Source organism: Enterobacter sp. BNK-16 (assembly GCF_048684955.1).
In the GTDB taxonomy this organism is placed as follows: Bacteria; Pseudomonadota; Gammaproteobacteria; order Enterobacterales; family Enterobacteriaceae; genus Enterobacter; species Enterobacter bugandensis.
Window position 1 is genome coordinate 116,328 of record NZ_JBLQTQ010000001.1, and the last position, 22,168, is coordinate 138,495.

22 protein-coding genes are annotated in these 22,168 nt (G+C 60.6%); 12 read left to right on the forward strand and 10 right to left on the reverse strand.

Annotated features, from left to right (window positions below):
* Positions 1-39: 39 nt before the first annotated feature.
* On the reverse strand, positions 40-1,053 hold the full coding sequence (locus ACMGGH_RS00575) for a LacI family DNA-binding transcriptional regulator (RefSeq protein WP_032644912.1): 1,014 nt from the start codon (positions 1,051-1,053) through the stop codon (positions 40-42).
* A gap of 213 nt (positions 1,054-1,266) precedes the next feature.
* Between ACMGGH_RS00575 and ascF the strand changes: the two genes are divergently transcribed.
* Positions 1,267-2,718, forward strand: a complete 1,452-nt coding sequence (gene ascF / locus ACMGGH_RS00580; protein ID WP_045261256.1) for a PTS cellobiose/arbutin/salicin transporter subunit IIBC — start codon at positions 1,267-1,269, stop codon at positions 2,716-2,718.
* An 18-nt stretch (positions 2,719-2,736) separates the two neighbouring features.
* Positions 2,737-4,161, forward strand: coding sequence for a 6-phospho-beta-glucosidase (locus ACMGGH_RS00585; protein WP_069732779.1), 1,425 nt, complete (start codon positions 2,737-2,739; stop codon positions 4,159-4,161).
* 79 nt (positions 4,162-4,240) lie between these two features.
* Here ACMGGH_RS00585 and hycI read toward each other — a convergent pair whose 3' ends face one another.
* The 9 genes from hycI to hycA all read right to left on the reverse strand — a co-directional run bounded on the left by hycI (position 4,241) and on the right by hycA (position 12,022).
* On the reverse strand, positions 4,241-4,696 hold the full coding sequence (gene hycI, locus ACMGGH_RS00590) for a hydrogenase maturation peptidase HycI (RefSeq protein ID WP_232948861.1): 456 nt from the start codon (positions 4,694-4,696) through the stop codon (positions 4,241-4,243).
* Positions 4,689-5,099, reverse strand: a complete 411-nt coding sequence (locus ACMGGH_RS00595) for a formate hydrogenlyase maturation HycH family protein (RefSeq protein ID WP_028014209.1) — start codon at positions 5,097-5,099, stop codon at positions 4,689-4,691. Before ACMGGH_RS00595 ends, hycI begins: the two co-directional genes overlap by 8 nt.
* Positions 5,096-5,863 (reverse strand): NADH-quinone oxidoreductase subunit B family protein, encoded by a 768-nt coding sequence (locus tag ACMGGH_RS00600; protein WP_203463683.1) that lies wholly within the window; start codon positions 5,861-5,863, stop codon positions 5,096-5,098. Before ACMGGH_RS00600 ends, ACMGGH_RS00595 begins: the two co-directional genes overlap by 4 nt.
* Positions 5,863-6,405: a formate hydrogenlyase complex iron-sulfur subunit gene (locus tag ACMGGH_RS00605; RefSeq protein ID WP_232948860.1), complete on the reverse strand. Its 543-nt coding sequence runs from the start codon at positions 6,403-6,405 to the stop codon at positions 5,863-5,865. The genes ACMGGH_RS00600 and ACMGGH_RS00605 overlap by 1 nt, the downstream gene beginning before the upstream one ends.
* A 9-nt stretch (positions 6,406-6,414) precedes the next feature.
* Positions 6,415-8,124, reverse strand: coding sequence for an NADH-quinone oxidoreductase subunit C (locus tag ACMGGH_RS00610; RefSeq protein ID WP_232948859.1), 1,710 nt, complete (start codon positions 8,122-8,124; stop codon positions 6,415-6,417).
* Between the two features lie 15 nt (positions 8,125-8,139).
* Positions 8,140-9,063, reverse strand: a complete 924-nt coding sequence (locus tag ACMGGH_RS00615) for a respiratory chain complex I subunit 1 family protein (protein WP_041908474.1) — start codon at positions 9,061-9,063, stop codon at positions 8,140-8,142.
* Position 9,064: 1 nt separating this feature from the next.
* A complete protein-coding gene (gene hycC, locus ACMGGH_RS00620) occupies positions 9,065-10,879 on the reverse strand; it encodes a formate hydrogenlyase subunit 3 (RefSeq protein ID WP_420299054.1) in 1,815 nt (604 codons plus the stop codon).
* Positions 10,876-11,484: a 4Fe-4S dicluster domain-containing protein gene (locus ACMGGH_RS00625; RefSeq protein ID WP_028014215.1), complete on the reverse strand. Its 609-nt coding sequence runs from the start codon at positions 11,482-11,484 to the stop codon at positions 10,876-10,878. The genes hycC and ACMGGH_RS00625 overlap by 4 nt, the downstream gene beginning before the upstream one ends.
* A gap of 73 nt (positions 11,485-11,557) precedes the next feature.
* Positions 11,558-12,022, reverse strand: a complete 465-nt coding sequence (hycA, locus tag ACMGGH_RS00630; RefSeq protein WP_232948857.1) for a formate hydrogenlyase regulator HycA — start codon at positions 12,020-12,022, stop codon at positions 11,558-11,560.
* A gap of 211 nt (positions 12,023-12,233) precedes the next feature.
* On the opposite strand from hycA, the gene hypA reads away from it, so the two are divergent.
* The 10 genes from hypA to ACMGGH_RS00680 all read left to right on the forward strand — a co-directional run bounded on the left by hypA (position 12,234) and on the right by ACMGGH_RS00680 (position 22,167).
* A complete protein-coding gene (gene hypA, locus ACMGGH_RS00635) occupies positions 12,234-12,584 on the forward strand; it encodes a hydrogenase maturation nickel metallochaperone HypA (protein ID WP_041908466.1) in 351 nt (116 codons plus the stop codon).
* A 3-nt stretch (positions 12,585-12,587) separates the two neighbouring features.
* Positions 12,588-13,451, forward strand: a complete 864-nt coding sequence (gene hypB, locus ACMGGH_RS00640; RefSeq protein WP_192978740.1) for a hydrogenase nickel incorporation protein HypB — start codon at positions 12,588-12,590, stop codon at positions 13,449-13,451.
* Complete coding sequence (locus ACMGGH_RS00645; protein ID WP_028014219.1) at positions 13,442-13,714, forward strand: HypC/HybG/HupF family hydrogenase formation chaperone; 273 nt, start codon at positions 13,442-13,444, stop codon at positions 13,712-13,714. Before hypB ends, ACMGGH_RS00645 begins: the two co-directional genes overlap by 10 nt.
* A gap of 3 nt (positions 13,715-13,717) precedes the next feature.
* Positions 13,718-14,839, forward strand: a complete 1,122-nt coding sequence (hypD, locus tag ACMGGH_RS00650; protein ID WP_232948856.1) for a hydrogenase formation protein HypD — start codon at positions 13,718-13,720, stop codon at positions 14,837-14,839.
* Complete coding sequence (gene hypE / locus ACMGGH_RS00655; protein ID WP_232948855.1) at positions 14,836-15,846, forward strand: hydrogenase expression/formation protein HypE; 1,011 nt, start codon at positions 14,836-14,838, stop codon at positions 15,844-15,846. The genes hypD and hypE overlap by 4 nt, the downstream gene beginning before the upstream one ends.
* Before the next feature lie 63 nt (positions 15,847-15,909).
* Positions 15,910-17,982, forward strand: coding sequence for a formate hydrogenlyase transcriptional activator FlhA (gene flhA, locus ACMGGH_RS00660; RefSeq protein ID WP_232948854.1), 2,073 nt, complete (start codon positions 15,910-15,912; stop codon positions 17,980-17,982).
* A 151-nt stretch (positions 17,983-18,133) separates the two neighbouring features.
* On the forward strand, positions 18,134-19,132 hold the full coding sequence (locus ACMGGH_RS00665; RefSeq protein WP_028014223.1) for an ABC transporter substrate-binding protein: 999 nt from the start codon (positions 18,134-18,136) through the stop codon (positions 19,130-19,132).
* A complete protein-coding gene (locus ACMGGH_RS00670) occupies positions 19,132-20,169 on the forward strand; it encodes a FecCD family ABC transporter permease (protein ID WP_232948853.1) in 1,038 nt (345 codons plus the stop codon). The genes ACMGGH_RS00665 and ACMGGH_RS00670 overlap by 1 nt, the downstream gene beginning before the upstream one ends.
* Positions 20,169-20,930, forward strand: coding sequence for an ABC transporter ATP-binding protein (locus tag ACMGGH_RS00675; protein ID WP_048960092.1), 762 nt, complete (start codon positions 20,169-20,171; stop codon positions 20,928-20,930). Before ACMGGH_RS00670 ends, ACMGGH_RS00675 begins: the two co-directional genes overlap by 1 nt.
* 16 nt (positions 20,931-20,946) lie before the next feature.
* Positions 20,947-22,167 carry an MDR family MFS transporter gene (locus ACMGGH_RS00680; protein ID WP_232948852.1) on the forward strand — a complete coding sequence of 407 codons (1,221 nt, stop codon included), beginning with the start codon at positions 20,947-20,949 and terminating at the stop codon, positions 22,165-22,167.
* Position 22,168 lies beyond the last annotated feature (1 nt).

The following is a 22,168-nucleotide window of genomic DNA, read 5'->3' on the forward strand; positions in this document are numbered from 1 at the left end:
TTCTGTCATCGTCATTAGTGACGATGACAGATGTCGACGTCAGCGGTGCGGGCCATCGGTAACGGAGTCGCGCAGGACAAGCTCGCCAGAAAAGGTTTGCTGATATTTGAACTCTCCGCCGTCGAGCATGAAAATCAGGCGACTGACGATCTCCTGGATCATCGCCGTCACCGGAATACGGACGCTGGAGAGCGACGGCACGATGTAGGGCGCAATCGCCACGTCGTCAAAGCCGATGACGGACACCGCGTCCGGCGTGGCGACCCCGCTGTCGTGCAGCTGCTTGATGGCGCCGATCGCCATATCGTCGTTGCTCGCCACCAGCGCGGTAAACGGTTCGCCGCGGGAGAGGAGTTGAGTGACCGCCGCCGCGCCGCTGGCCGGGTTCCACTTCCCTTCGGCGATAAGCGCGTCACGCGCTGCAATACCGTGCTGCGCCAGCGCATCCCTGTAACCGGAAAGACGCTCAACCCCGGTGGGGGAATCCAGCGAACCGGTGATAAAGGCAATCTCCCGGTGCCCTTTCGCAATCAGCTGCGACACCGCGTCCTGACACGAGGCTTTATGATCGGACCAGACGCTGTGGCTGCTGTTTTTCCGCAGGCGGCGGTTAAGCACCATAATCGGCTGCTCGCATTTCTCGACGAGCTCGTCCAGCTCTTCCACGCTCAGAAAACGCGGGTAGATAATTACCGCATCGCAGCGCATATCCAGCAGATACTGGATCGCCTCGCGCTCTTCTTCGGCGCTGTGCTTGCCGTCGGCGAGGATCAGCTGCCGCCCTTTTTCTTCCGTCATCCGCGCGGCGTTAAACAGCAGCTCGCTAAAGTAGACGCCGTGATACAGGGTGTTGGTCACTACCAGCCCAAGCGTCTGGGTGCGTTTGGTCGCCAGGTTTCGCGCCAGCAAGTTCGGGCGATAGCCGCTCTCTTCAATGGCCTGAAAAACCCGGTCTTTGGTCTCCTGGCTAACGTAGCCGTTGCCCGACAACACCCGGGAGACCGTCGCTTTCGATACGCCTGCCCGCTTCGCCACTTCCAGCATCGTGGTCATATTGTTCTTCCATCCGAAACTCATGCGGGCAGTGTACTGCACCGCGAAAAAATTGTCGCAGCGACGACGTCACGCTTTCTACACCCCACTGCGATCTTCATCACGAAAAGAAAAAATGTCCAAAAAGCGGTCTTGTTTCAACAAAAGAAACTCATGATGATTATGTGGAACCGGTTTCCTACATTTCACACAACGATAACAGGAACAGATCCGATGGCCAAAAACTACGCTGCGCTGGCAAACGACGTTATCAGCGCGCTGGGCGGCAAAGAGAACATCGTCGCCGTCACCCACTGCATGACGCGCCTGCGTTTCGTTCTGAAAGACGAAAATCTTACCGACGTTGCGCGCCTGAAAAGCATCAGCGGCGTGCTTGGCGTGGTGCGTAACGACAACCAGTGCCAGGTGATTATTGGCAACACGGTTTCACAAGCGTACCGCGAAGTAGTGAGCCTGCTGCCCGTTGACCTGCAGCCCGTGGTACCGGAAGGCCCGCAGAAGCTGACGTTACGCCGCATTGGTGCCGGGATCCTCGACGCGCTGATCGGCACCATGTCGCCGCTGATCCCGGCGATCATCGGCGGTTCGATGGTCAAGCTGCTGGCGATGATCCTCGAAATGACTGGCGTGCTGGAAAAAGGCGCGCCGACGCTCACCATTTTGACCGTCATAGGCGACGGGGCGTTCTTCTTCCTGCCGCTGATGGTGGCGGCCTCGGCGGCGGTGAAGTTTAAAACCAATATGTCGCTGGCGATTGCCATCGCGGGCGTGCTGGTGCACCCGAGCTTTATCGAACTGATGGCGAAAGCCGCGCAGGGCGAGCACGTTGAGTTCGCCTTTATTCCGGTGACGGCGGTGAAATACACCTATACCGTCATCCCGGCGCTGGTCATGACCTGGTGCCTGTCGTATATCGAACGCTGGGTGGATCGCATCACCCCGGCGGTGACCAAAAACTTCCTCAAGCCGATGCTGATCGTGCTGATTGCCGCCCCGCTCGCCATCGTGCTGATTGGCCCGCTGGGGATCTGGATCGGTAGCGCCATCTCCGCGCTGGTTTACACCATTCACGGCTACCTGGGCTGGCTCTCCGTCGCCATCATGGGCGCACTGTGGCCACTACTGGTGATGACCGGGATGCATCGCGTGTTTACGCCGACCATCATTCAGACCATTGCCGAAACGGGCAAAGAAGGAATGGTGATGCCGTCAGAAATCGGCGCCAACCTGTCGCTCGGCGGCTCGTCGCTGGCGGTGGCATGGAAAACGAAAAACCCGGAACTGCGCCAGACGGCACTGGCCGCGGCGGCCTCCGCCATCATGGCGGGGATCTCTGAACCGGCCCTGTACGGCGTAGCGGTACGCCTGAAGCGTCCGCTGATTGCGAGCCTGATCAGCGGCTTTATCTGCGGCGCGGTGGCGGGTATGGCAGGCCTTGCCAGCCACTCGATGGCGGCGCCGGGGCTGTTTACCAGCGTGCAGTTCTTCGACCCGGCCAACCCGATGACCATCGTCTGGGTGTTTGGCGTAATGGGGCTGGCCGTGGTGCTGTCATTTGTTCTGACCCTGCTGTTAGGGTTTGAGGATATCCCGGTCGAAGACGAGGCTGAAAAAGCGCGCGCCCTTCAGACCGCACCGGTACAGAACAACGCAGCAAAAGCATAAATTGAAAGCGAGGTAAGAATGTCTGTTTTTCCACAAGGATTTTTATGGGGCGGCGCGCTTGCCGCCAACCAGAGTGAAGGTGCTTACCGTGAAGGCGGCAAAGGACTGACGACGGTCGATATGATCCCCCACGGCGCGCATCGCCTGGCGGTGAAGGTCGGTCAGGAAAAGCGTTTTTCGCTGCGTGACGATGAGTTTTACCCGAGCCATGAAGCGATTGATTTTTACCATCGCTATAAAGAGGACATCGCCCTGATGGCGGAGATGGGCTTTACGGTGTTCCGCACCTCGATTGCCTGGAGCCGCCTCTACCCGAACGGCGACGAGCCGCTGCCAAATAAAGAGGGCATCGCCTTCTACCGGGCGGTGTTTGAAGAGTGTAAAAAGTACAACATTGAGCCGCTGGTAACGCTTTGCCACTTCGACGTGCCGATGCACCTGGTGACGGAGTACGGCTCCTGGCGCAACCGTAAGATGGTCGATTTCTTCGCCCGCTACGCCCGCACCTGCTTCGAGGAATTTAACGGGCTGGTGAAATACTGGCTGACCTTCAACGAAATCAACATCATGCTGCACAGCCCGTTCTCCGGCGCGGGGCTGGTGTTTGAGGAAGGTGAAAACGAGGATCAGGTGAAATACCAGGCCGCGCATCACGAGCTGGTGGCGAGCGCGCTGGCGACCAAAATCGCTCACGAGGTGAACCCGGAAAACCAGGTCGGCTGCATGCTGGCTGGCGGTAACTTCTACCCGTACTCCTGCAAGCCGGAAGACGTGTGGATGGCGCTGGAAAAAGACCGCGAGAACCTGTTCTTTATCGACGTGCAGGCGCGCGGCAGCTATCCGGCCTACTCTGCCCGCGTTTTCCGCGAAAAAGGCGTGGTGATTGTGAAAGATCCCGGCGACGACGAACTGCTGAAAAACACCGTCGACTTTGTCTCGTTCAGCTATTACGCCTCGCGCTGCGCGTCGGCGGACATGAACGCGGGCAACACCAGCGCGGCGAACATCGTGAAGTCCCTGCGTAACCCGCATATTCAGGTAAGCGAGTGGGGCTGGGGCATCGATCCGCTCGGCCTGCGTATCACCATGAACATGATGTACGACCGCTACCAGAAGCCGCTGTTCCTGGTGGAAAACGGCCTGGGAGCGAAGGACGTCATTGATGAAAACGGCGAGATCAACGACGACTACCGCATCAGCTACCTGCGCGAGCATATCCGCGCGATGGGCGATGCGATTGAGGACGGCGTGCCGCTGATGGGCTACACCACCTGGGGCTGCATCGACCTGGTGTCGGCTTCAACGGGCGAGATGAGCAAGCGCTACGGGTTTGTGTACGTTGACCGCGACGACGCCGGGAACGGCACGCTGGACCGCAAGCGCAAGAAATCGTTCTGGTGGTATAAGAAGGTGATTGCGAGTAACGGGGCGGATCTGGCGTAGCCTGTTGCCCGGTGGCGCTGCGCTTACCGGGCCTACGGTTTTGTAGGCCGGGTAAGGCGTAGCCGCCACCCGGCACTGCTCAGAGCGGAGAAAACCCTCCATCCCCAACCCACCCCGCCAGCCGCGAATACACCTCCTCCACCGCCGCCTTCACCGGCGGCGTCATCGGGTAATAAAACCCGACAATGTCCGGCTGGATCCCCAAAAACAGCACCTCGCCCACGTCGTCTTTAATCTGATCGACCAGGTAGTTCAGCGGCATATTGTGGGTGGTCATCATAAACATCTCGGCGATGTCGTCCGGGTCAATCAGGCGGATCTCGCCCGGGTTGAGCCCCATATCGGTGGCATCGACGATTAGCAGCCTTTCCGGACGCAGCTCGCGAATGGCGACCACATCGTTTTCCGGCGCGCTGCCGCCGTCAATCACCACCCAGTCGCCCTGCGGTTTTGCGGCGCACATCTCCGCCAGCAGCGGGCCCGCGCCGTCGTCGCCCATCATGCTGTTGCCGACACACAGTAAAACGTCAGTCACGTAATCTCCTCACCATCAGGTAGATGGCGCTCTCCTGATGAATATCGTGCAGCATGCCGAGCAGCGTTTTGCTCCACGCCTGCTGCGCCGGGGTTTGCCTGCCGAGCGCCGCGTCAAAGGCGTTGGCGAGCATCGTGATATGGTTGGCGTCGATAACGATCTCGCCGTACTTCGGCACGCCCTCCATCTTGCGCCGCGCGGTGCTGCCCTCCTCCAGCGTGGCGATCCACGCCAGGTATTCCGTCCACGGGCAGGTTAGTGCCGCCTCCAGACAGTCGATCACCCCGAGGTGGTGCCCAATCGCCAGGCTGTAATAGACCACCTGCTGCGCCGCATCCGGCGTGGCATCGTTCTCATCAATAAACTTACGGCTCAGCTGGCTGAACACCACCGTTTCACTCATCGGATACGCGCCTCATCCACAATGCTGTTCAGGTTTGCCACGATCTCATTGAGACGCGGATCGTTTTCCGCCTCCAGCCAGCGCGCCACCTGATGGTCGCCCTGGCTCAGCAGGCGCAGGTAATCGTCGGCAATCTGACGCCCGTAGCGGTAGCCCGCCAGCCTGCGCGCCATGCGGTCCACCTTCACGCGCAGCGGCTGGACCATGTCCGGATGCAGAATGGCCGCGGGCTGGTTGTCGATCTCGCCAGGTGCGCGGGCGTGGATCTTCTGCTCCAGCAGGCCGAGCGCCATCGCAAAGCCGTACAGCGTGGCGGCAGGCGTCGGCGGGCAGCCCGGAATATAGACATCCACCGGCACGATTTTGTCGGTGCCGCCCCAGACGCAGTAAAGATCGTGGAAGATGCCGCCGCTGTTGCCGCAGGCGCCGTAGGAGATGCAGATTTTCGGATCCGGCGCGGACTGCCAGGCGCGCAGCGCGGGCGATCGCATGGCGCGGGTCACCGCCCCGGTAAACAGCAGAATGTCCGCATGACGCGGGGACGGTACCACTTTGATGCCAAAGCGCTCGGCGTCAAACAGCGGCGACAGGGTGGCGAAGATCTCGATCTCACAGCCGTTGCAGCCGCCGCAGTCCACGCGGTAGACGTAGGCCGAGCGTTTGATTTTTTTCAGCAGCGACGCCTTCATGCTGGCGATGGACTCCTCCACCGTCAGCGGCACCGGAATGCCGTTATCGTCGCGCGGGCCGAGTAAGTTTTCCATCAGCTGGCCTCTCTCATATGGCGGGTAATATCAATGCGGTCGGACGGCAGCAGGCACTTCTGACGTTTGCACTCCGGGCAGGTTTCGAAGCTTTCGCGGTGATGCTCCGCGCGGGCGTCGCCGTTGTGCTGCAGCAGCGCGATGGCGTAGTCGATCTCTTTTTGCACGGCGAACGGACGCTTGCAGACGCGGCAATTGCACAGCGCGAAGCGCGACTGCTGGAGAAAATCCTCTTTTTTCCACACCGCTAGTTCGTACTCCTGGGAAAGTCGAATGGCGATCGTCGGGCAGACCTCCTCGCAGCGGCCGCAGAAGATGCAGCGCCCGAGGTTAAACTGCCAGGCCAGCTCGCTGGTTTTGAGGTCCGTTTCCACCGTTAAGGCGTTCGACGGGCAGGCGTTGACGCAGGCCGCGCAGCCGATGCACTGCTGCGGGTTGTGCTCCGGCTTGCCGCGAAAGTTTTTATCCACCGGGATCGGCTCCAGCGGATAGCTGCTGGTCTGCGCGCCGGTTTTGATCACTTTTTTGATAAAGGTAAACATGGCGTGTCCTTATTTCAGCGGCGAGTTCTTGCGCTCGATGCTGTAGCGCTCAAGCTCTTTGTACGGCACTACCTGGCTTTTCTTCTTGCGCACGTCCACCACCGTCATGCGGTCGGTGCAGGAGTAGCACGGATCGAGGCTGCCGATGATCAGCGGGGCGTCAGAGACCGTGTTACCGCGCAGCATATAGCGCAGGGTAGGCCAGTTGGCGTAGGTCGCCGCGCGACAGCGCCAGCGGTAGAGCTTCTGATTGTCGCCGGTCATGCTCCAGTGGATATCATCCCCTCGCGGCGCTTCGGCAAAGCCGAGGGCAAAGCGGTTTGGAATGTAGGTGAAGCCCTCCACCATCAGCGGACCGCCCGGCAGGTTGTCCAGCCCGAAGTCAATCATGTTCAGGGCGGTGTAGACCTCGTTGATACGCACCTTGAGGCGAGAAATAACGTCGCAGCCCTGTTCGCTGTGGACGGTCATCGGCAGCAGGCCGTAGCCGACGAACGGGTGATCGGCGCGGGTGTCGCGGGCGTGGCCGCTGGCGCGCACCATCGGGCCGACATTGCTGAAGTCGCGGGCAATTTCCGGATCGAGGCGACCAATCCCGACGGTGCGCTGCTCGATGTTTGGCGTGCTGAGCAGCATGTCCACCAGATCCTGCACGTCCCGGCGCATCTGCTGCGCCAGCTGGCGGGTCTTGATCATGTCGTCTTTCAGCAGGTCGCGGCGGATCCCGCCGATCAGATTCAGGCCGTAAGTTTTACGCGCCCCGGTGAGGATCTCCGCCATCTTCATCGACGCTTCGCGCACGCGGAAGAACTGCATAAACCCGGAGTCAAAGCCGACAAAGTGGCAGGCCAGGCCGAGGTTCAGCAGGTGCGAGTGCAGGCGCTCCACCTCCAGCAGAATAGCGCGGATCATCTGCGCGCGCTCCGGCACCACGATCCCCATGCCGTTCTCCACCGAGGTGGTGTAGGCGGTGCTGTGGGCGAAGCCGCAGATGCCGCACACGCGGTCAGAGAGGAACGTGACCTCGTTGTAACCCATGCGGGTTTCCGCCAGCTTCTCCATGCCGCGGTGGACGTAGAACAGGCGGTAGTCGGCGTCGATGATGTTTTCGCCGTCGACGAACAGGCGGAAGTGGCCCGGTTCGTCGGAGGTGACGTGCAGCGGGCCGATCGGCACCACGTTGTTCTTCTTGCTGCCCAGCTCGTTGATGAACTCGTAGGTTTCGCTGTCGGTGGTCGGGGCCGGACGCTGGCGGTAATCCATGCTGTCCTTGCGCAGCGGATAGAGTTCATCCGGCCAGTCGTCCGGCAGCACCAGACGACGCTCGTCCGGCAGGCCGACCGGCACCAGGCCGTACATGTCGCGCACCTCGCGCTCACCCCAGACGGCGGCAGGAACGCGCGGCGTCACGGACGGGTATTCCGGCTTATTCGGGTCGACCTCGACGCGCACGGTGAGCCAGCACTTCTCGCCCTGCTCCATCGACATCACGTAGTACACCGCGTAGTTACCGCACAGCTGGCGCTCGTCGTTGCCGAACAGCACCGACAGCCAGCCGCCCTGCTGGTAATAGATAAACTCCACCACTTCCGGCAGGTAGTTCACCTTCACGGTAATGGTGATCTGATCTTTGGTTTGCCAGGACTCCTCCAGCACCACGCCGGGGAAAGCCTGATGCAACGCGGCGAGATACTGCTGACCTTTCTTTTCTTCAGACATAAACACTCTCTTTAATCACGCCACCAGCAAGGAGACGAACGCTAAAAATGCAAAACCAAAACCGGCCCAGGTGATGCGCGAGGTTGCCGCAAAACGCAGGCGCGCCATGCTGTTTTCAAACAGGGCGATGACCAGCACGCCGACCAGCAGCTTGAGGGCGGCAACCACCACGGCCAGCAGCAGGCCGCCTGCAGAGAAGTGCGTCATCTGCCCCCACGGGAAGAAAACGCCCACAAACATCTGCAACACCACCAATTGCTTAAGGCTGATGCCCCACTTCAGCACCGCGAAGCCGTAGCCGCTGTACTCGGTGAGCGGCCCCTCCTGCAGCTCCTGCTCCGCTTCCGCGAGATCGAACGGCAGCTTGCCCATCTCAATAAACGTGGCGAACGCGCAGGCGCAGAGTGCCAGCACGAGCGGGATGGAGCGGGCCACCGGCCAGTGGTAAACGGTGTCGGTGATAAAACTGATGTGGGTCGAACCTGCAACCTGCGCGGCCACCCACAGCCCCAGCAGCAGGATCGGCTCAACCAGCACGCCGAGCATCGCCTCGCGGCTGGCGCCGATGCCGGTAAACGGGCTCCCGGTATCCAGCCCGGCAATCGCAAAGAAGAAGCGCGCGATAGCGAAGAGGTAGATGAGCGTAATCAGATCGCCGAGCACCGGCAGCGGCGAGCCTACCGTGACCACCGGCAGCGCGGTGGCGATGGTGAGCATCACGCCGACCATCACGAACGGCGTCAGGCGGAACACCCAGCCTGCGGCATCCGGCGCGACGCTCTGGCGGGAGAGCAGCTTGAAGAGATCGCGGTACTCCTGGAGCACGCCAGGCCCGCGACGGTTGTGCATTCGGGCGCGCGCCACGCGCGTGATGCCCGACAGCAGCGGCGCGGCGGCGAACAGCACCAGCGCCTGAAGAATTGCCAGTAACAGACTCATGTCAGGCTCCTCGTGAAATCACAATCACCACCAGCACCGCCAGCTCGATCAGCGCCAGCCGGCGGAACAGCACGGGCACGGCAGCACTCTGCCAGCCCGGCACCCAGCCCTGCGGGTTAAGCCACTGGCGCAGCTTCAGCACGGCGGCGAAGTTCTCCTTCACCGGCATGGCAAAACCGTGGGCGGTGATAACCATTGACGGCTCGTGTTCATAACCGCAGGCCCACGCCGCGCCGCGAGAGCGGGAGGCGAGACGGTCGCGTCTGAAGAACAGCATCAGCACGAACGGCAGGAGCGGCCCGGCGATCAGCAGCAGCGCAATCATCGGCTGGGAGACAACGGTATGCGCCGTCGCCAGCGGCAGCGGAACGGCGTGGCCCAGCAGCGGCAGCAGCCACGGCGCGGCAACCCCACCCACAATGCAGCACAGCGCCAGCGCGACCACGCTGGTGGCCATCAGTACCGGGGCGCAGCAGGCGTTTTCCGCTTCACGGGTACGCGGCGCGCCGAGGAAGGTGACGCCGTAGACCTTCGCCATGCACATCACCGCCAGCGCCCCGGTAATCGCCAGGCCCACCGCCAGCAGCGGGCCGAGCAGCCGCGCGATAAACGCGTCGCTTTGGCCGAGCGCGAAGAAGGACTGATAGATCACCCACTCCCCGGCAAAGCCGTTCAGCGGCGGCAGCGCGGCCATCGCCATCAGCCCCACCAGCATGGCGAGTGAAATCATCGGCATCTTTTTGCCAATCCCACCGAGCTTTTCGATATCGCGATGGCCGGTGCGGAACCAGACGCTGCCCGCGCCGAGGAACAGAGTGGTTTTAAACAGGCTATGGTTGGCGAGGTGATACAGACCGCCGACAAACCCGGCGGCAATCAGCGCCGGCTGGCTGAGCGCCAGCCCGGTGACGCCCGCGCCCATGCCGAGCAGGATGATGCCGATGTTTTCCAGGGTGTGATAGGCCAGCAGACGCTGGATGTTGTGCTCCATCAGGGCGTACAGTCCGCCGACAAAGGCGGTGATCATTCCCGCAATCAGCAGCGCTACCCCCCACCACAGCGGCGGCTGACCGCCCGTCAGGGTAATCGTCAAAATGCCGAACAGACCGACCTTCATTACCACCGTCGAAAACAGCGCGGCGGCGGGCGCAGAGGCATTCGCGTGCGCCTGCGGGACCCAACCGTGCAGCGGGATAATCCCGGCCAGCAGGCCAAAGCCGAGTGCGCCCAGCAGCCAGACGTCGTTCCCCAGCGGCTGACCGTTAAGCGCGGCAAAGTCCAGGGTGCCGAAACGCTGCCACACCAGCCAGCAGGCCAGCGCCAGCAGCAGCGTGCCGAGGCGTCCGAGCGCAAACCACAGCTTGCCGGAGGCGCTGCAGCCGGTCAGGAACACGCCACACAGCGCCATGATCTCCGCCATCACCACCAGCGCGCCAAGGTTGCTGGCGATAACCGTGCAGACCGCGGCGGCCATCAGCAGATTGACCAGCAGGCCGTTGGCTTTGGTCTGCTGATGACGGTGCCAGTCGATATTGAACAGGCTGATAAACAGCCCGCACAGGCCAAAGGTCACCAGCCAGATGGCGTTCAGCGGCGTAATCGCCACGGTGTGGCGAATCAGCGGCATGAGTGTTTCCACGGATTGTCCGCCGAGCAGGACGACACCGCCCGCCGCCAGCGTCATCAGGCTCCCGACTGCCCCGCCGATACCGGCTATCCAGCCGCTCAGGGTTTTATGGAAAGAGAACACCAGCGCCAGCGCGGCGGCAGCGACAAAGTACGCCACGGCGCTGTTAATCATAAATATCGCGTTCATTTCGCCCCCTCGTTAAGCGCCTGCAGAAGCGAAAGATCGCCGACGTCGGTATTAATGGTCAGCTCGCGCTTGCGCCTGCTGGTGCGGGCGATATCGCGGATGTTAACCAGGATCAGCGCTTTGGTCGGGCAGGTCCGCACGCAGGCCGGGCCCTGTTCGTCAAAGCTGCACAGGTCGCACTTCACCGCAATAGCGCGGATGCCGGGCACCCAGTCCAGCAGCGTGCTCACGCGTGCCGGAGCCGGTGGCGCAGGCGGCGCTTTCGGGGTATTGGCGTTCGCTGGGATATGCAGCGGGCGGCTGCCGGAGAATTCAATGGCACCGAACGGGCAGGCGATGCCGCACAGCTTGCAGCTCACGCACAGGCTTTCGTTCAGTTGGACCGCGCCATCGACGCGGGTGATGGCATTGACGGGACAGACGCCCGCGCACGGGGCATCTTCACAGTGGTGGCAGAGCTGCGGGGCAGACTCTTTCTCATTACGCATGACGCGCAGGCGCGGCATGGACTGCAGCCCGTGCAGGCGGTGCGTTTCCGAACACGCCGCCTCACAGGTCCGACAGCCAATACAGACCGTCGAGTCAGCAATTACAAAACGGTTCACCGGGCAATCCTCTGGTGATGGTCATTTTTGACGACGAAAAACTGTCTCATCGACACTTTTCGACATTCGGTTATCAGGCAAGATTTGCGGGGGCCTTTCCCACGACGAGCTGTTTGAGGTCGACCGGCAAGTCGTGCTCAACCGCGGCGTAGAGACCGTTGTAAACCGGCGCGATTTTCTCCAGATAGTGCTTAAGCACCTGCTGGCGATCGCGGTTGCTGACGTAGCCGTCGACCATGCCGTCGGCCATCAGCTGCGCCTGCGCAATACGTTGTTTTTCACCCTCTTTATTCTCAACGTAGTACTCGATGGTGTGGCTGTTAAAGCTGTCTGCCAGGGTCACAAAGACCGTGAAATGCCCGAACAGGACAAAGCGCATATCCCCCTGCGCCGCGCAGCTCATCGCATGATGCAGTCGGGCTTTTGACAGGGTGATCCCCTGAACCAGAGAGTTACAGTAGAGGTGCCACTGATCCTGAAGCTGCTGGTGGCGCTGCGCGATGTAATCCGCTTTTTCGCTAATTTCCCAAATAGTCATAGAAGGTATCCGGTTAATGGAGATAGCGGCTGTTAAGCAGATTCCGTGCCAGTTTTTAATTTGTTGATTTGAATGATTTTTATCAAAAAAGACACTGTCAACGCCGCCGTGTCGACGTGTCATTTCGACAGCGCTGACATCGTCACGCCGTAACGCAAATCAAGCTGGCACCCTTATTGCATTTACTGGCGCAAATCATTGAGGAGGCGTCATGCACGAAATCACCCTCTGCCAGCGGGCTCTGGAACTTATCGAACAGCAGGCTGTGCAGAACCACGCGAAGCGCGTCACCGGCGTCTGGCTGAAGGTCGGCGCCTTTTCCTGCGTCGAGAGCAGCGCCCTCACCTTCTGTTTTGAACTGGTGTGCCGCGGCACGCTGGCGGAAGGCTGCGCGCTGCATATTGAAGAGCAGCAGGCAGAGTGCTGGTGCGAGCAGTGTCAGCAGTACGTCACCCTGCTCTCATCAAAGGTTCAGCGCTGCCCGCAGTGTCAGAGCACGGGTCTTCGCATCGTGGCGGATGACGGCATGCAGATCCTGCGCCTCGAAATCGAGAAGGAGTAAGTTATGTGTAGTACCTGCGGTTGCGCCGAAGGCAACCTGTATATAGAAGGGGATGAACACCGTCCTCACTCCGCGTTTCGCTCCGCGCCCTTTTCCCCTGCCCCGCGTCCTGCGGCGGCCCTGACCGGCATCACCTTTGCGCCGCAGCGTTCCGACGCGGGCGACCTGCATTACGGCCACGGCGAAGCGGGCACCCACGCGCCGGGCATGAGCCAGCGCCAGATGCTGGAGGTGGAGATCGACGTGCTGGACAAAAATAACCAGCTTGCCGCCCGCAACCGCGCCCGCTTTGCGGCCCGTCAACAGCTGGTGCTCAACCTGGTCTCCAGCCCCGGCTCCGGTAAAACCACGCTGCTGACCGAAACGCTCAAGCGCCTGAACGAACGCGTCTCCTGCGCGGTTATCGAAGGCGATCAGCAAACCGTTAACGACGCGGCGCGCATCCGCGAAACCGGGACGCCCGCCATCCAGGTTAACACCGGCAAGGGCTGCCACCTGGATGCGCAGATGATTGCCGACGCCGCCCCTCGCCTGCCGCTGGCGGATAACGGCATCCTGTTTATCGAAAACGTCGGTAACCTGGTATGCCCGGCAAGCTTCGACCTCGGCGAACGGCATAAAGTGGCGGTGCTCTCCGTGACCGAAGGGGAGGACAAGCCGCTGAAGTACCCGCACATGTTCGCCGCCGCCTCCCTCATGCTGCTGAACAAAGTCGATCTGCTGCCGTACCTGAACTTCGACGTGGATAAGTGCCTGGCCTATGCCCGCGAGGTGAACCCGGACATTCACATCCTGCTGGTTTCCGCCACGCGCGGCGACGGCATGGACGCCTGGCTGGACTGGCTGGAGAGCGAACGATGTGCATAGGCGTACCGGGACAAATCCATTCCCTCGACGGCAATCAGGCCAAAGTGGAGGTTTGCGGGATCCTGCGCGACGTCGACCTGACGCTGGTGGGCAGCACCGATGAGACGGGCGCGTCGCGCCTCGGCCAGTGGGTGCTGGTCCACGTGGGGTTTGCGATGAGCGTGATTAACGAAGCGGAAGCCCGCGACACGCTGGACGCGCTGCAAAACATGTTTGACGTGGAGCCGGACGTGGGCGCGCTCCTGTACGGCGAGGAGCGCTAGCCTATGCGTTACGTTGATGAATACCGCGCGCCAGAACAGGTGATGCAGCTTATCGGACATCTGAAAACGCGCGCGGCGCTGCTGGACTACACGAACGAAAGGCCGCTGCGGATCATGGAGGTGTGCGGCGGGCACACGCACGCCATCTTCAAGTTTGGCCTCGACCAGCTGCTGCCGGAGAACATCGAGTTTATTCACGGCCCCGGTTGCCCGGTGTGCGTTTTGCCGATGGGGCGTATCGACAGCTGCATCGAAATTGCCGGCCAGCCCCACGTCATTTTCTGCACCTTTGGCGACGCGATGCGCGTACCGGGGAAAAACGGCTCGCTGCTGCAGGCGAAGGCGCGCGGCGCGGACGTGCGGATCGTTTACTCGCCGATGGATGCCCTGACGCTGGCAGAGGCTAACCCTGAGCGCAAGGTCGTCTTTTTCGGGCTGGGTTTTGAAACCACCATGCCCGCTACGGCCATCACGCTGCAGCAGGCGAAAGCGCGCAACGTCACTAACTTTTTCTTTTTCTGCCAGCATATTACGCTCATTCCCACGCTGCGCAGCCTGCTCGAAGAGCCAGACAACGGCATCGATGCGTTTCTGGCGCCGGGCCACGTCAGCATGGTAATTGGCACAGACGCCTACGGTTTTATCGCTGAGCAGTACAATCGTCCGTTAGTGGTGGCTGGTTTCGAACCGCTTGATCTACTGCAAGGCGTAGCCATGCTGGTTGAGCAGAAAATAGCGTCCCTGAGCGCGGTCGAAAACCAGTACCGCCGCGTGGTGCCCGATGCGGGAAATGAACGGGCACAGCAGGCGATAGCCGACGTGTTTAGCGTTGAGGGCGACAGCGAGTGGCGCGGGCTGGGGCTGATTGCGGAATCCGGCGTGCGCCTGACGCCTGCCTATCGCGAATTTGATGCCGAAGCGCACTTCCGCCCTCAGCCGCAGCAGGTGTGCGACGATCCCCGGGCCCGCTGCGGCGAGGTGCTTACCGGCAAATGCAAACCTCATCACTGCCCGCTATTTGGCAACACCTGTAACCCGCAAACCGCGTTTGGCGCGCTGATGGTCTCCTCTGAAGGGGCTTGCGCCGCGTGGTATCAGTATCGCAACCAGGAGTGTGAAGCATGAACACGGTGGAAATGGCGCACGGAAGCGGTGGACAGGCGATGCAGCAGCTGATTAACCGGCTGTTTATGGAAGCCTTTAATAACCCCTGGCTCGCCGAGCAGGAGGATCAGGCGCGCATCGCGCTCTCAACCCTCACCGCACACGGCGACCGGCTGGCGTTCTCCACCGACAGCTACGTGATTGACCCGCTATTCTTCCCGGGCGGCGATATTGGCAAGCTCGCCGTCTGCGGTACGGCCAACGACGTGGCCGTCAGCGGCGCCATTCCGCGCTACCTCTCCTGCGGATTTATCCTCGAAGAAGGATTACCGATGGAGACGCTTGCGGCAGTGGTCAACAGCATGGCGCACACCGCCCGCGAGGCGGGGATCGCTATCGTCACCGGGGATACCAAAGTGGTCCAGCGCGGCGCGGCGGATAAGCTCTTCATCAACACCGCCGGCATGGGGGCGATCCCCGCCGACGTTCACTGGGGCGCGCAACGCCTTAGCGCGGGCGACGTGCTGCTGGTGACCGGAACGCTGGGCTGCCACGGGGCAACCATCCTGAACCTGCGCGAAGGTCTGGGGCTGGACGGCGAGCTTCGCAGCGACTGCGCGGTGCTCACCCCGCTTATCCAGACGCTGCGCGACATGCCGGGCGTCAAAGCCCTGCGCGACGCCACCCGGGGCGGGGTGAATGCCGTTGTCCACGAGTTCGCCGCAAGCAGCGGGTGCGGGATTGAACTGAGTGAGCGCGACCTGCCCGTTAAGCCTGCCGTGCGGGGGCTGTGTGAGCTTTTAGGGCTTGACCCGCTAAACTTTGCCAACGAGGGCAAGCTGGCGATCGGCGTGGAACGTTCGGCGGCGGAAGCCGTACTTGAACAGCTGAGAGCGCATCCCTTAGGGAAAGACGCGGCCATCATTGGCGACGTGGTTGAGCGCAAAGGGGTGCGCCTGACCGGACTTTATGGCGTGAAGCGCACGCTGGATCTGCCGCACGCTGAGCCGTTACCCCGAATTTGCTAGAACCGCGCCATAAGCGGTCAGCAGTGAAGTCTCTTTTTTGCCAGTTTCTATTGGAAAGCAATAATGCCGTATACACCGATGAGCGATCTTGGACAGCAGGGCCTGTTTGACATCACGCGCACACTTTTACAACAGCCCGATCTCGGCGCGCTGAGCGATGCCCTGACGCGGCTGGTCAGGCAATCAGCGCTGGCGGACAGCGCGGCGATTGTGCTCTGGCATAGCGGAACGCACCGCGCGAGCTACTATTCCACGCGCGAGAATGGCAAAACGTTTGAATACGAAGACGAAACGTACCTCGCGCACGGCCCGGTGCGCCGCATTCTCTCCCGGCCTGAAGTGCTGCACTGCAATTTTGAAGAGTTTCGGATGGCATGGCCGCGGCTGGCAGAGAGCAATCTCTATCAGCCTTTCGGTCATTACGGCATGCTGCCGCTGGCGGCGGAGGGCCATATTTTTGGCGGCTGCGAGTTTATCCGCAATACCGACCAGCCCTGGAGCGAGGCGGAGTACGAGCGGTTGCATACCTTCACGCAGATTGTGGCCGTCGTCGCGGAGCAGATCCAAAGCCGCGTCACCAATAACGTCGATTACGACCTGCTGAGCCGCGAGCGCGATAACTTCCGCATTCTGGTCGCCATCACCAACGCCGTACTCTCAAGGCTCGACATGGACGAGCTGGTCAGCGAAGTCGCCAAGGAGATCCACCACTATTTCAGGATCGACGCCATCAGCATCGCGCTACGCGGGAACCGCAAAGGCAAGCTGAACATCTACTCCACCCACTATCTTGATGAGGCCAACCCGGCGCACGAGCAGAGCGAGGTGGACGAAGCGGGCACCCTTTCTGAGCGGGTATTTAAAAGCAAAGAGATCCTGCTGCTGAATCTCAGCGAGCAGGACCCGGTGGCGCCGTACGAGCGGATGCTGTTTAACACCTGGGGCAATAAAATTCAGACCCTGTGCCTGCTGCCGCTGATGTCCGGCAGCACCATGCTTGGGGTGCTCAAACTGGCGCAGTGCGATGAAGCCGTGTTTACCACCGCCAACCTGAAGCTGCTGCGCCAGATCGCCGAGCGTATTTCCATCGCGCTGGATAACGCCCTCGCCTATCAGGAGATCCACCGCCTGAAAGAGCGGCTGGTGGACGAAAACCTGGCCCTGACCGAACAGCTCAACAACGTGGACAGCGAGTTTGGCGAAATCATCGGGCGCAGCGATGCCATGTACAGCGTGCTTAAGCAGGTGGAGATGGTGGCCCAGAGCGACAGCACGGTGCTGATCCTCGGTGAAACCGGCACCGGTAAAGAGCTGATAGCCCGCGCCATTCATAACCTGAGCAACCGCAACAGCCGGCGGATGGTGAAGATGAACTGCGCGGCGATGCCCGCGGGTCTGCTGGAAAGTGACCTCTTCGGCCACGAGCGCGGCGCGTTTACCGGGGCCAGCAGCCAGCGGCTGGGCCGTTTTGAACTGGCGGATAAAAGCTCGCTGTTCCTCGACGAAGTGGGCGATATGCCGCTGGAGCTGCAGCCCAAGCTGCTGCGCGTTTTGCAGGAGCAGGAGTTTGAGCGCCTCGGCAGCAACAAGCTGATCCAGACCGACGTGCGGCTGATTGCCGCCACCAACCGCGACCTGAAAAAAATGGTCGCCGACCGCGAGTTTCGCAGCGATCTCTACTATCGTCTGAACGTCTTTCCGATCTGCCTGCCGCCGCTGCGCGAGCGACCTGAGGATATCCCGCTGCTGGTTAAAGCCTTTACCGCGAAGATTGCCCGCCGGATGGGGAGGAATATCGACAGTATTCCTGCCGAAACGCTACGTACCCTCTCGTCGATGGAGTGGCCCGGCAACGTGCGCGAGCTGGAAAACGTCATTGAGCGCGCGGTGCTGCTGACGCGCGGGAACGTGCTGCAGCTCTCTTTGCCTGAAGTCTCCCTTCAGGAAGCCCCCACGCTTTCGGCAGAAGTCGCGCAGGAAGGCGAAGATGAATATCAGCTGATATTGCGCGTGCTAAAAGAGACCAACGGCGTGGTAGCCGGACCGAAGGGCGCAGCTCAGCGGCTGGGGCTGAAACGAACTACCCTGCTCTCTCGCATGAAGCGTCTGGGAATCGATAAAGAGAGCCTGCTTTAACCGGTCATTCCGGCGCCGCTTATGGCGCCGCTTTTCGTCACCCTGCGCAATTGTCCCTCATTGACACAATATATTTTCCTCTGTATAAAATTCCGCCTTAATAATGCGTTTCATTTGCATCAAAAATAATATTAATGAAGGGTAGCGTTTCATGAAGAAGGTCATCTGCGCGTTAGGCCTGGCGATTGCGTCGGTCAGTTCTGCTCTGGCAACCACATATCCTCTGACGATTGAAAACTGTGGCTATAAAGAGACATTCACTAAAGCGCCGGAACGCGTCGTGGCCCTCGGTCAGAACACCGTGGAAATTTTGCTCCTGCTGGGGCTGGAAGATAAGGTCAAAGCCAGCGCCTTCTGGCCGACCAAAGTGCTGCCGCAACTGGCTGAGCAGAATGCAAAAATCAAAACCCTGACCGTCGAAATTCCGACTCTTGAATCCATCCTTGCGCAAAACCCCGATTTTGTTCCTGCACAGCTGCCCCTGCTGCTTGGGCCGGAAAGTAAGGTCGCAAAACGTGAAGATCTGGCTACCGTCGGCGTGAACAGCTATTTATCTCCAGGCATGTGCGCCACCAAAAAAGCGGCAGGCGATATGTACGGCAGCCGCCAGACGCTGTGGGATATGACGTACCTTTATAAAGAGATTGAAGATTTCGCGAAGATTTTCAACGTTGAAGCGCGCGGCCAGGCCGTTATCGCTGATTTCAAAAAACGTGAGGCCGACCTGCGTCAGGAATTTGGTAAAAACAAAAAAGATCTCTCGTTTGTTTTCTGGTTCTCAAGCGCCTCGCCTTCGGCAGATGCCTATGTCGGCGGGAAAAACAGCGCCTCCGGTTTTATTGCTAACGTACTGGGTGGCCATAACGCCATTACCGCTGAGACCGAATGGCCGACCGTCGGCTGGGAAAGTATTATTGCCGCGAACCCTGATGTGATTGTCGTCTCCAGTCTGGACCGCAACCGCTGGGCGCTGGATAACGCGGATGAGAAAATCAAATTCCTGAAAAGCGATCCTGCCGTGAGCCAGCTTGATGCCGTCAAAAAAGGCCATATCGTGGTGATGGACGGTCAGGCGATGAACCCGACGATTCGTACGATTTACGGTGCTGAACAGGTGGGTGAACAGCTCAGAAAACTGGGGCTGAACTGATGACGGCAGCCGTACTTCAGGCCCGCCAGGGCCTGCTCCTGACCACTTCCGCTCTGCTTGCCGTTGTCCTGCTGTTTTTAGTGATTGCTCTTGGCGTCAGCGTCGGCGAGCTGTCGATTCCGCTGTCCAACGTCTTTTACGCTATTGGTAATAAGCTGGGGCTGACCGACGTTCCGCTCAACCGCATCTATGAGAGCGTGATCTGGGACTTTCGTCTGAGCCGCGCGCTGGTGGCGGCCTGCTGCGGGGCCGGTTTAGCCATCTGCGGTGCCGTGCTGCAAAGCCTGCTGAAGAACGCGCTGGCGGAACCTTACGTGCTCGGCGTGTCGGCGGGTGCCTCAACCGGGGCGGTGTCGGTCGTCGTCCTGGGCATCGGCACCGGCGCGGTGTCGCTCTCTGCGGGCGCGTTTGCCGGGGCGTTCGCCGCCTTTGCGTTTGTCGCCTTTTTGACGAACGGCGCGCGCGGCGGCAATGAACGCACCATTCTGGCAGGCGTTGCTGCATCTCAGCTTTTCAACGCCATTACCGCCTACACCATCAGCACCTCCGCCAGCGCGCAGCAGGCGCGCGACGTGATGTTCTGGCTGCTGGGCAGCTTTAGCGGCGTGCGTTGGCCGGAATTCCAGCTGGCGCTGGTTGTCGTGCTGGCGGGCCTTGCCGTCTGCCTCTACTATTCCCGGGCGCTGGACGCCTTTACCTTTGGTGATGACGCGGCTGCCTCCTTAGGCATTGCCGTGCCCTGGGTGCGTCTTGCCCTGTTTACCACCACGGCACTGATCACCGCGACCATCGTCAGCATGGCAGGCTCAATCGGCTTTGTAGGGCTGGTGGTGCCTCACGTCATGCGCTTCCTGTTCGGGCCGCTGCACCGCACGCTGCTGATTGCCAGCGCGCTGGCGGGGGCGATCCTGATGGTGCTGGCCGATATCGCCTCGCGGATGCTGATTGCGCCGCAAAGCCTGCCCGTCGGCGTGGTCACCGCGCTGGTGGGCGTACCTTTCTTTGCCGTGATTATCTACCGCTCAAGGAATAAGTGATGAGTATCTGCGCTGAAAATATTACCTGGAAGGTAGGCAAAAAAGTTATCGTCAATGGTGTCTCGCTGAAGGTTTCACGCGGCGAAACGGTGGGTTTGCTTGGTCCTAACGGCTGCGGCAAATCGTCCCTTTTGCGTATCCTGGCAGGCCTGCGTCGCCCGGATGCGGGCAGCGTGACCCTGGACGGGCAGGACATTTCCCGCATCGCCAAAAAGCAGCTTGCCCGCCGGGTGGCGTTCGTTGAGCAGCACGGGATGACCGACGCCAACATGCGCGTGCGCGACGTGGTCAAACTTGGACGTATTCCGCACCACTCCCCTTTTTCTAACTGGAGCGCGCAGGATGACGACACCGTCACCGCGGCTCTGCAGCGTGTCGATATGCTGGACCGCAGCGAGCAGGGCTGGCTGAGCCTGTCCGGCGGCGAGCGTCAGCGGGTGCATATTGCCCGCGCGCTGGCGCAAACGCCAACCGAAATCCTGCTGGATGAACCGACCAACCACCTGGATATCCATCATCAGATGCAGCTGATGCAGTTGATCAGCCAATTACCCGTTACCAGTATCGTCGCCATCCACGATCTCAACCACGCTTCAATGTTCTGCGACTCGCTGATTGTGATGCAGAAAGGGCAAATTGTGGCGACCGGAACGCCGCAGGACATCTTATCCGAGTCATTGCTTTGGGATGTGTTCAGGGTCAAAACCAAAATTGAGATCTCGCCGTTTCATGGCAAAAAGCACATTCACTTTATCGTTTAGGGACGAGTGATCGACAATGTCCCTTCGCCCCGCCACCACGCTCTGGCCGCCCGTTTTACTGGGTAGCCAGTTTGTTTTTAACATTGGGTTTTACGCCGTCGTTCCCTTCCTGGCGATATTTCTGCGTGACGACATGCTGCTCTCCGGCGGGCTCATCGGGCTGATCCTGGGCCTGCGCACGTTCTCGCAGCAGGGGATGTTTATCGTTGGCGGTGCGCTCTCGGACCGGTTTGGCGCGAAGGTCATCATCCTCAGCGGCTGTATAGTTCGTGTTTCAGGCTATCTGCTGCTGGCCTTCGGGGGATCGCTGTGGCCGATTATTCTGGGCGCGTGTCTGACGGGCGTCGGCGGCGCGCTATTTTCTCCATCAATTGAGGCTCTGCTGGCGAAAGCGGGTACCCACAGCGAGGCGAAAGGGAAACGAAGCCGGGCGGAGTGGTTTGCGCTCTTTGCCGTCTGCGGGGAGCTCGGCGCGGTACTGGGCCCGGTTGCTGGCGCTCTGCTAACGGGGCTTGGCTTCCGCCAGGTGGCGCTGGCGGGGGCAGGCGTCTTTATCATTGCGCTAGTGGTGCTTTACTTCTGTCTGCCTGCTGCCGGGCAACGTTCACAGAAGATAAAAATAGTGCCCTGGTGGACGACGTTCCGCCAGCCGCGCTTTGTCGCCTTTATCATTGCCTACAGCTCCTGGCTGTTAAGCTATAACCAGCTCTATCTGGCGCTGCCGGTAGAGATCCAGCGCTCCGGCGGTAACGAGAAAGATCTCGGCCCGCTTTTTATGCTGGCCTCCGTTCTGATCATTACCTTACAGCTGCCGCTGGCGCGTTTCGCCCGACGCGTGGGCGCGGTGAACATTCTTCCGGTGGGCTTTTTGCTGCTTTCCGCCGCCTTTGCGAGCGTGGCAATGTTTGCAGCAACAGAACCGCCTGAGGGCTGGCTGCGGCTTCTGCCCTCGGTCTCGTTTGTCACGCTGCTGACGCTGGGGCAGATGCTGCTGGTGCCGTCGGCAAAAGATCTCATTCCGCGTTTCGCCGATGAATCCACGCTGGGCGCGCACTATGGCGCACTTGCCACCGCCGGAGGCATTGCGGTACTGGCTGGGAACTTGTTATTTGGCAGCCTGCTGGATCGCGCGCTGGTGCCTTCAACGCAGGCGATTTACCCGTGGCTTCTGCTGGCGCTCTTTCCACTCTGCAGCGCGCTGGCCCTGAACGTGATTTGCCGCCCGCTACGAAGCTGAT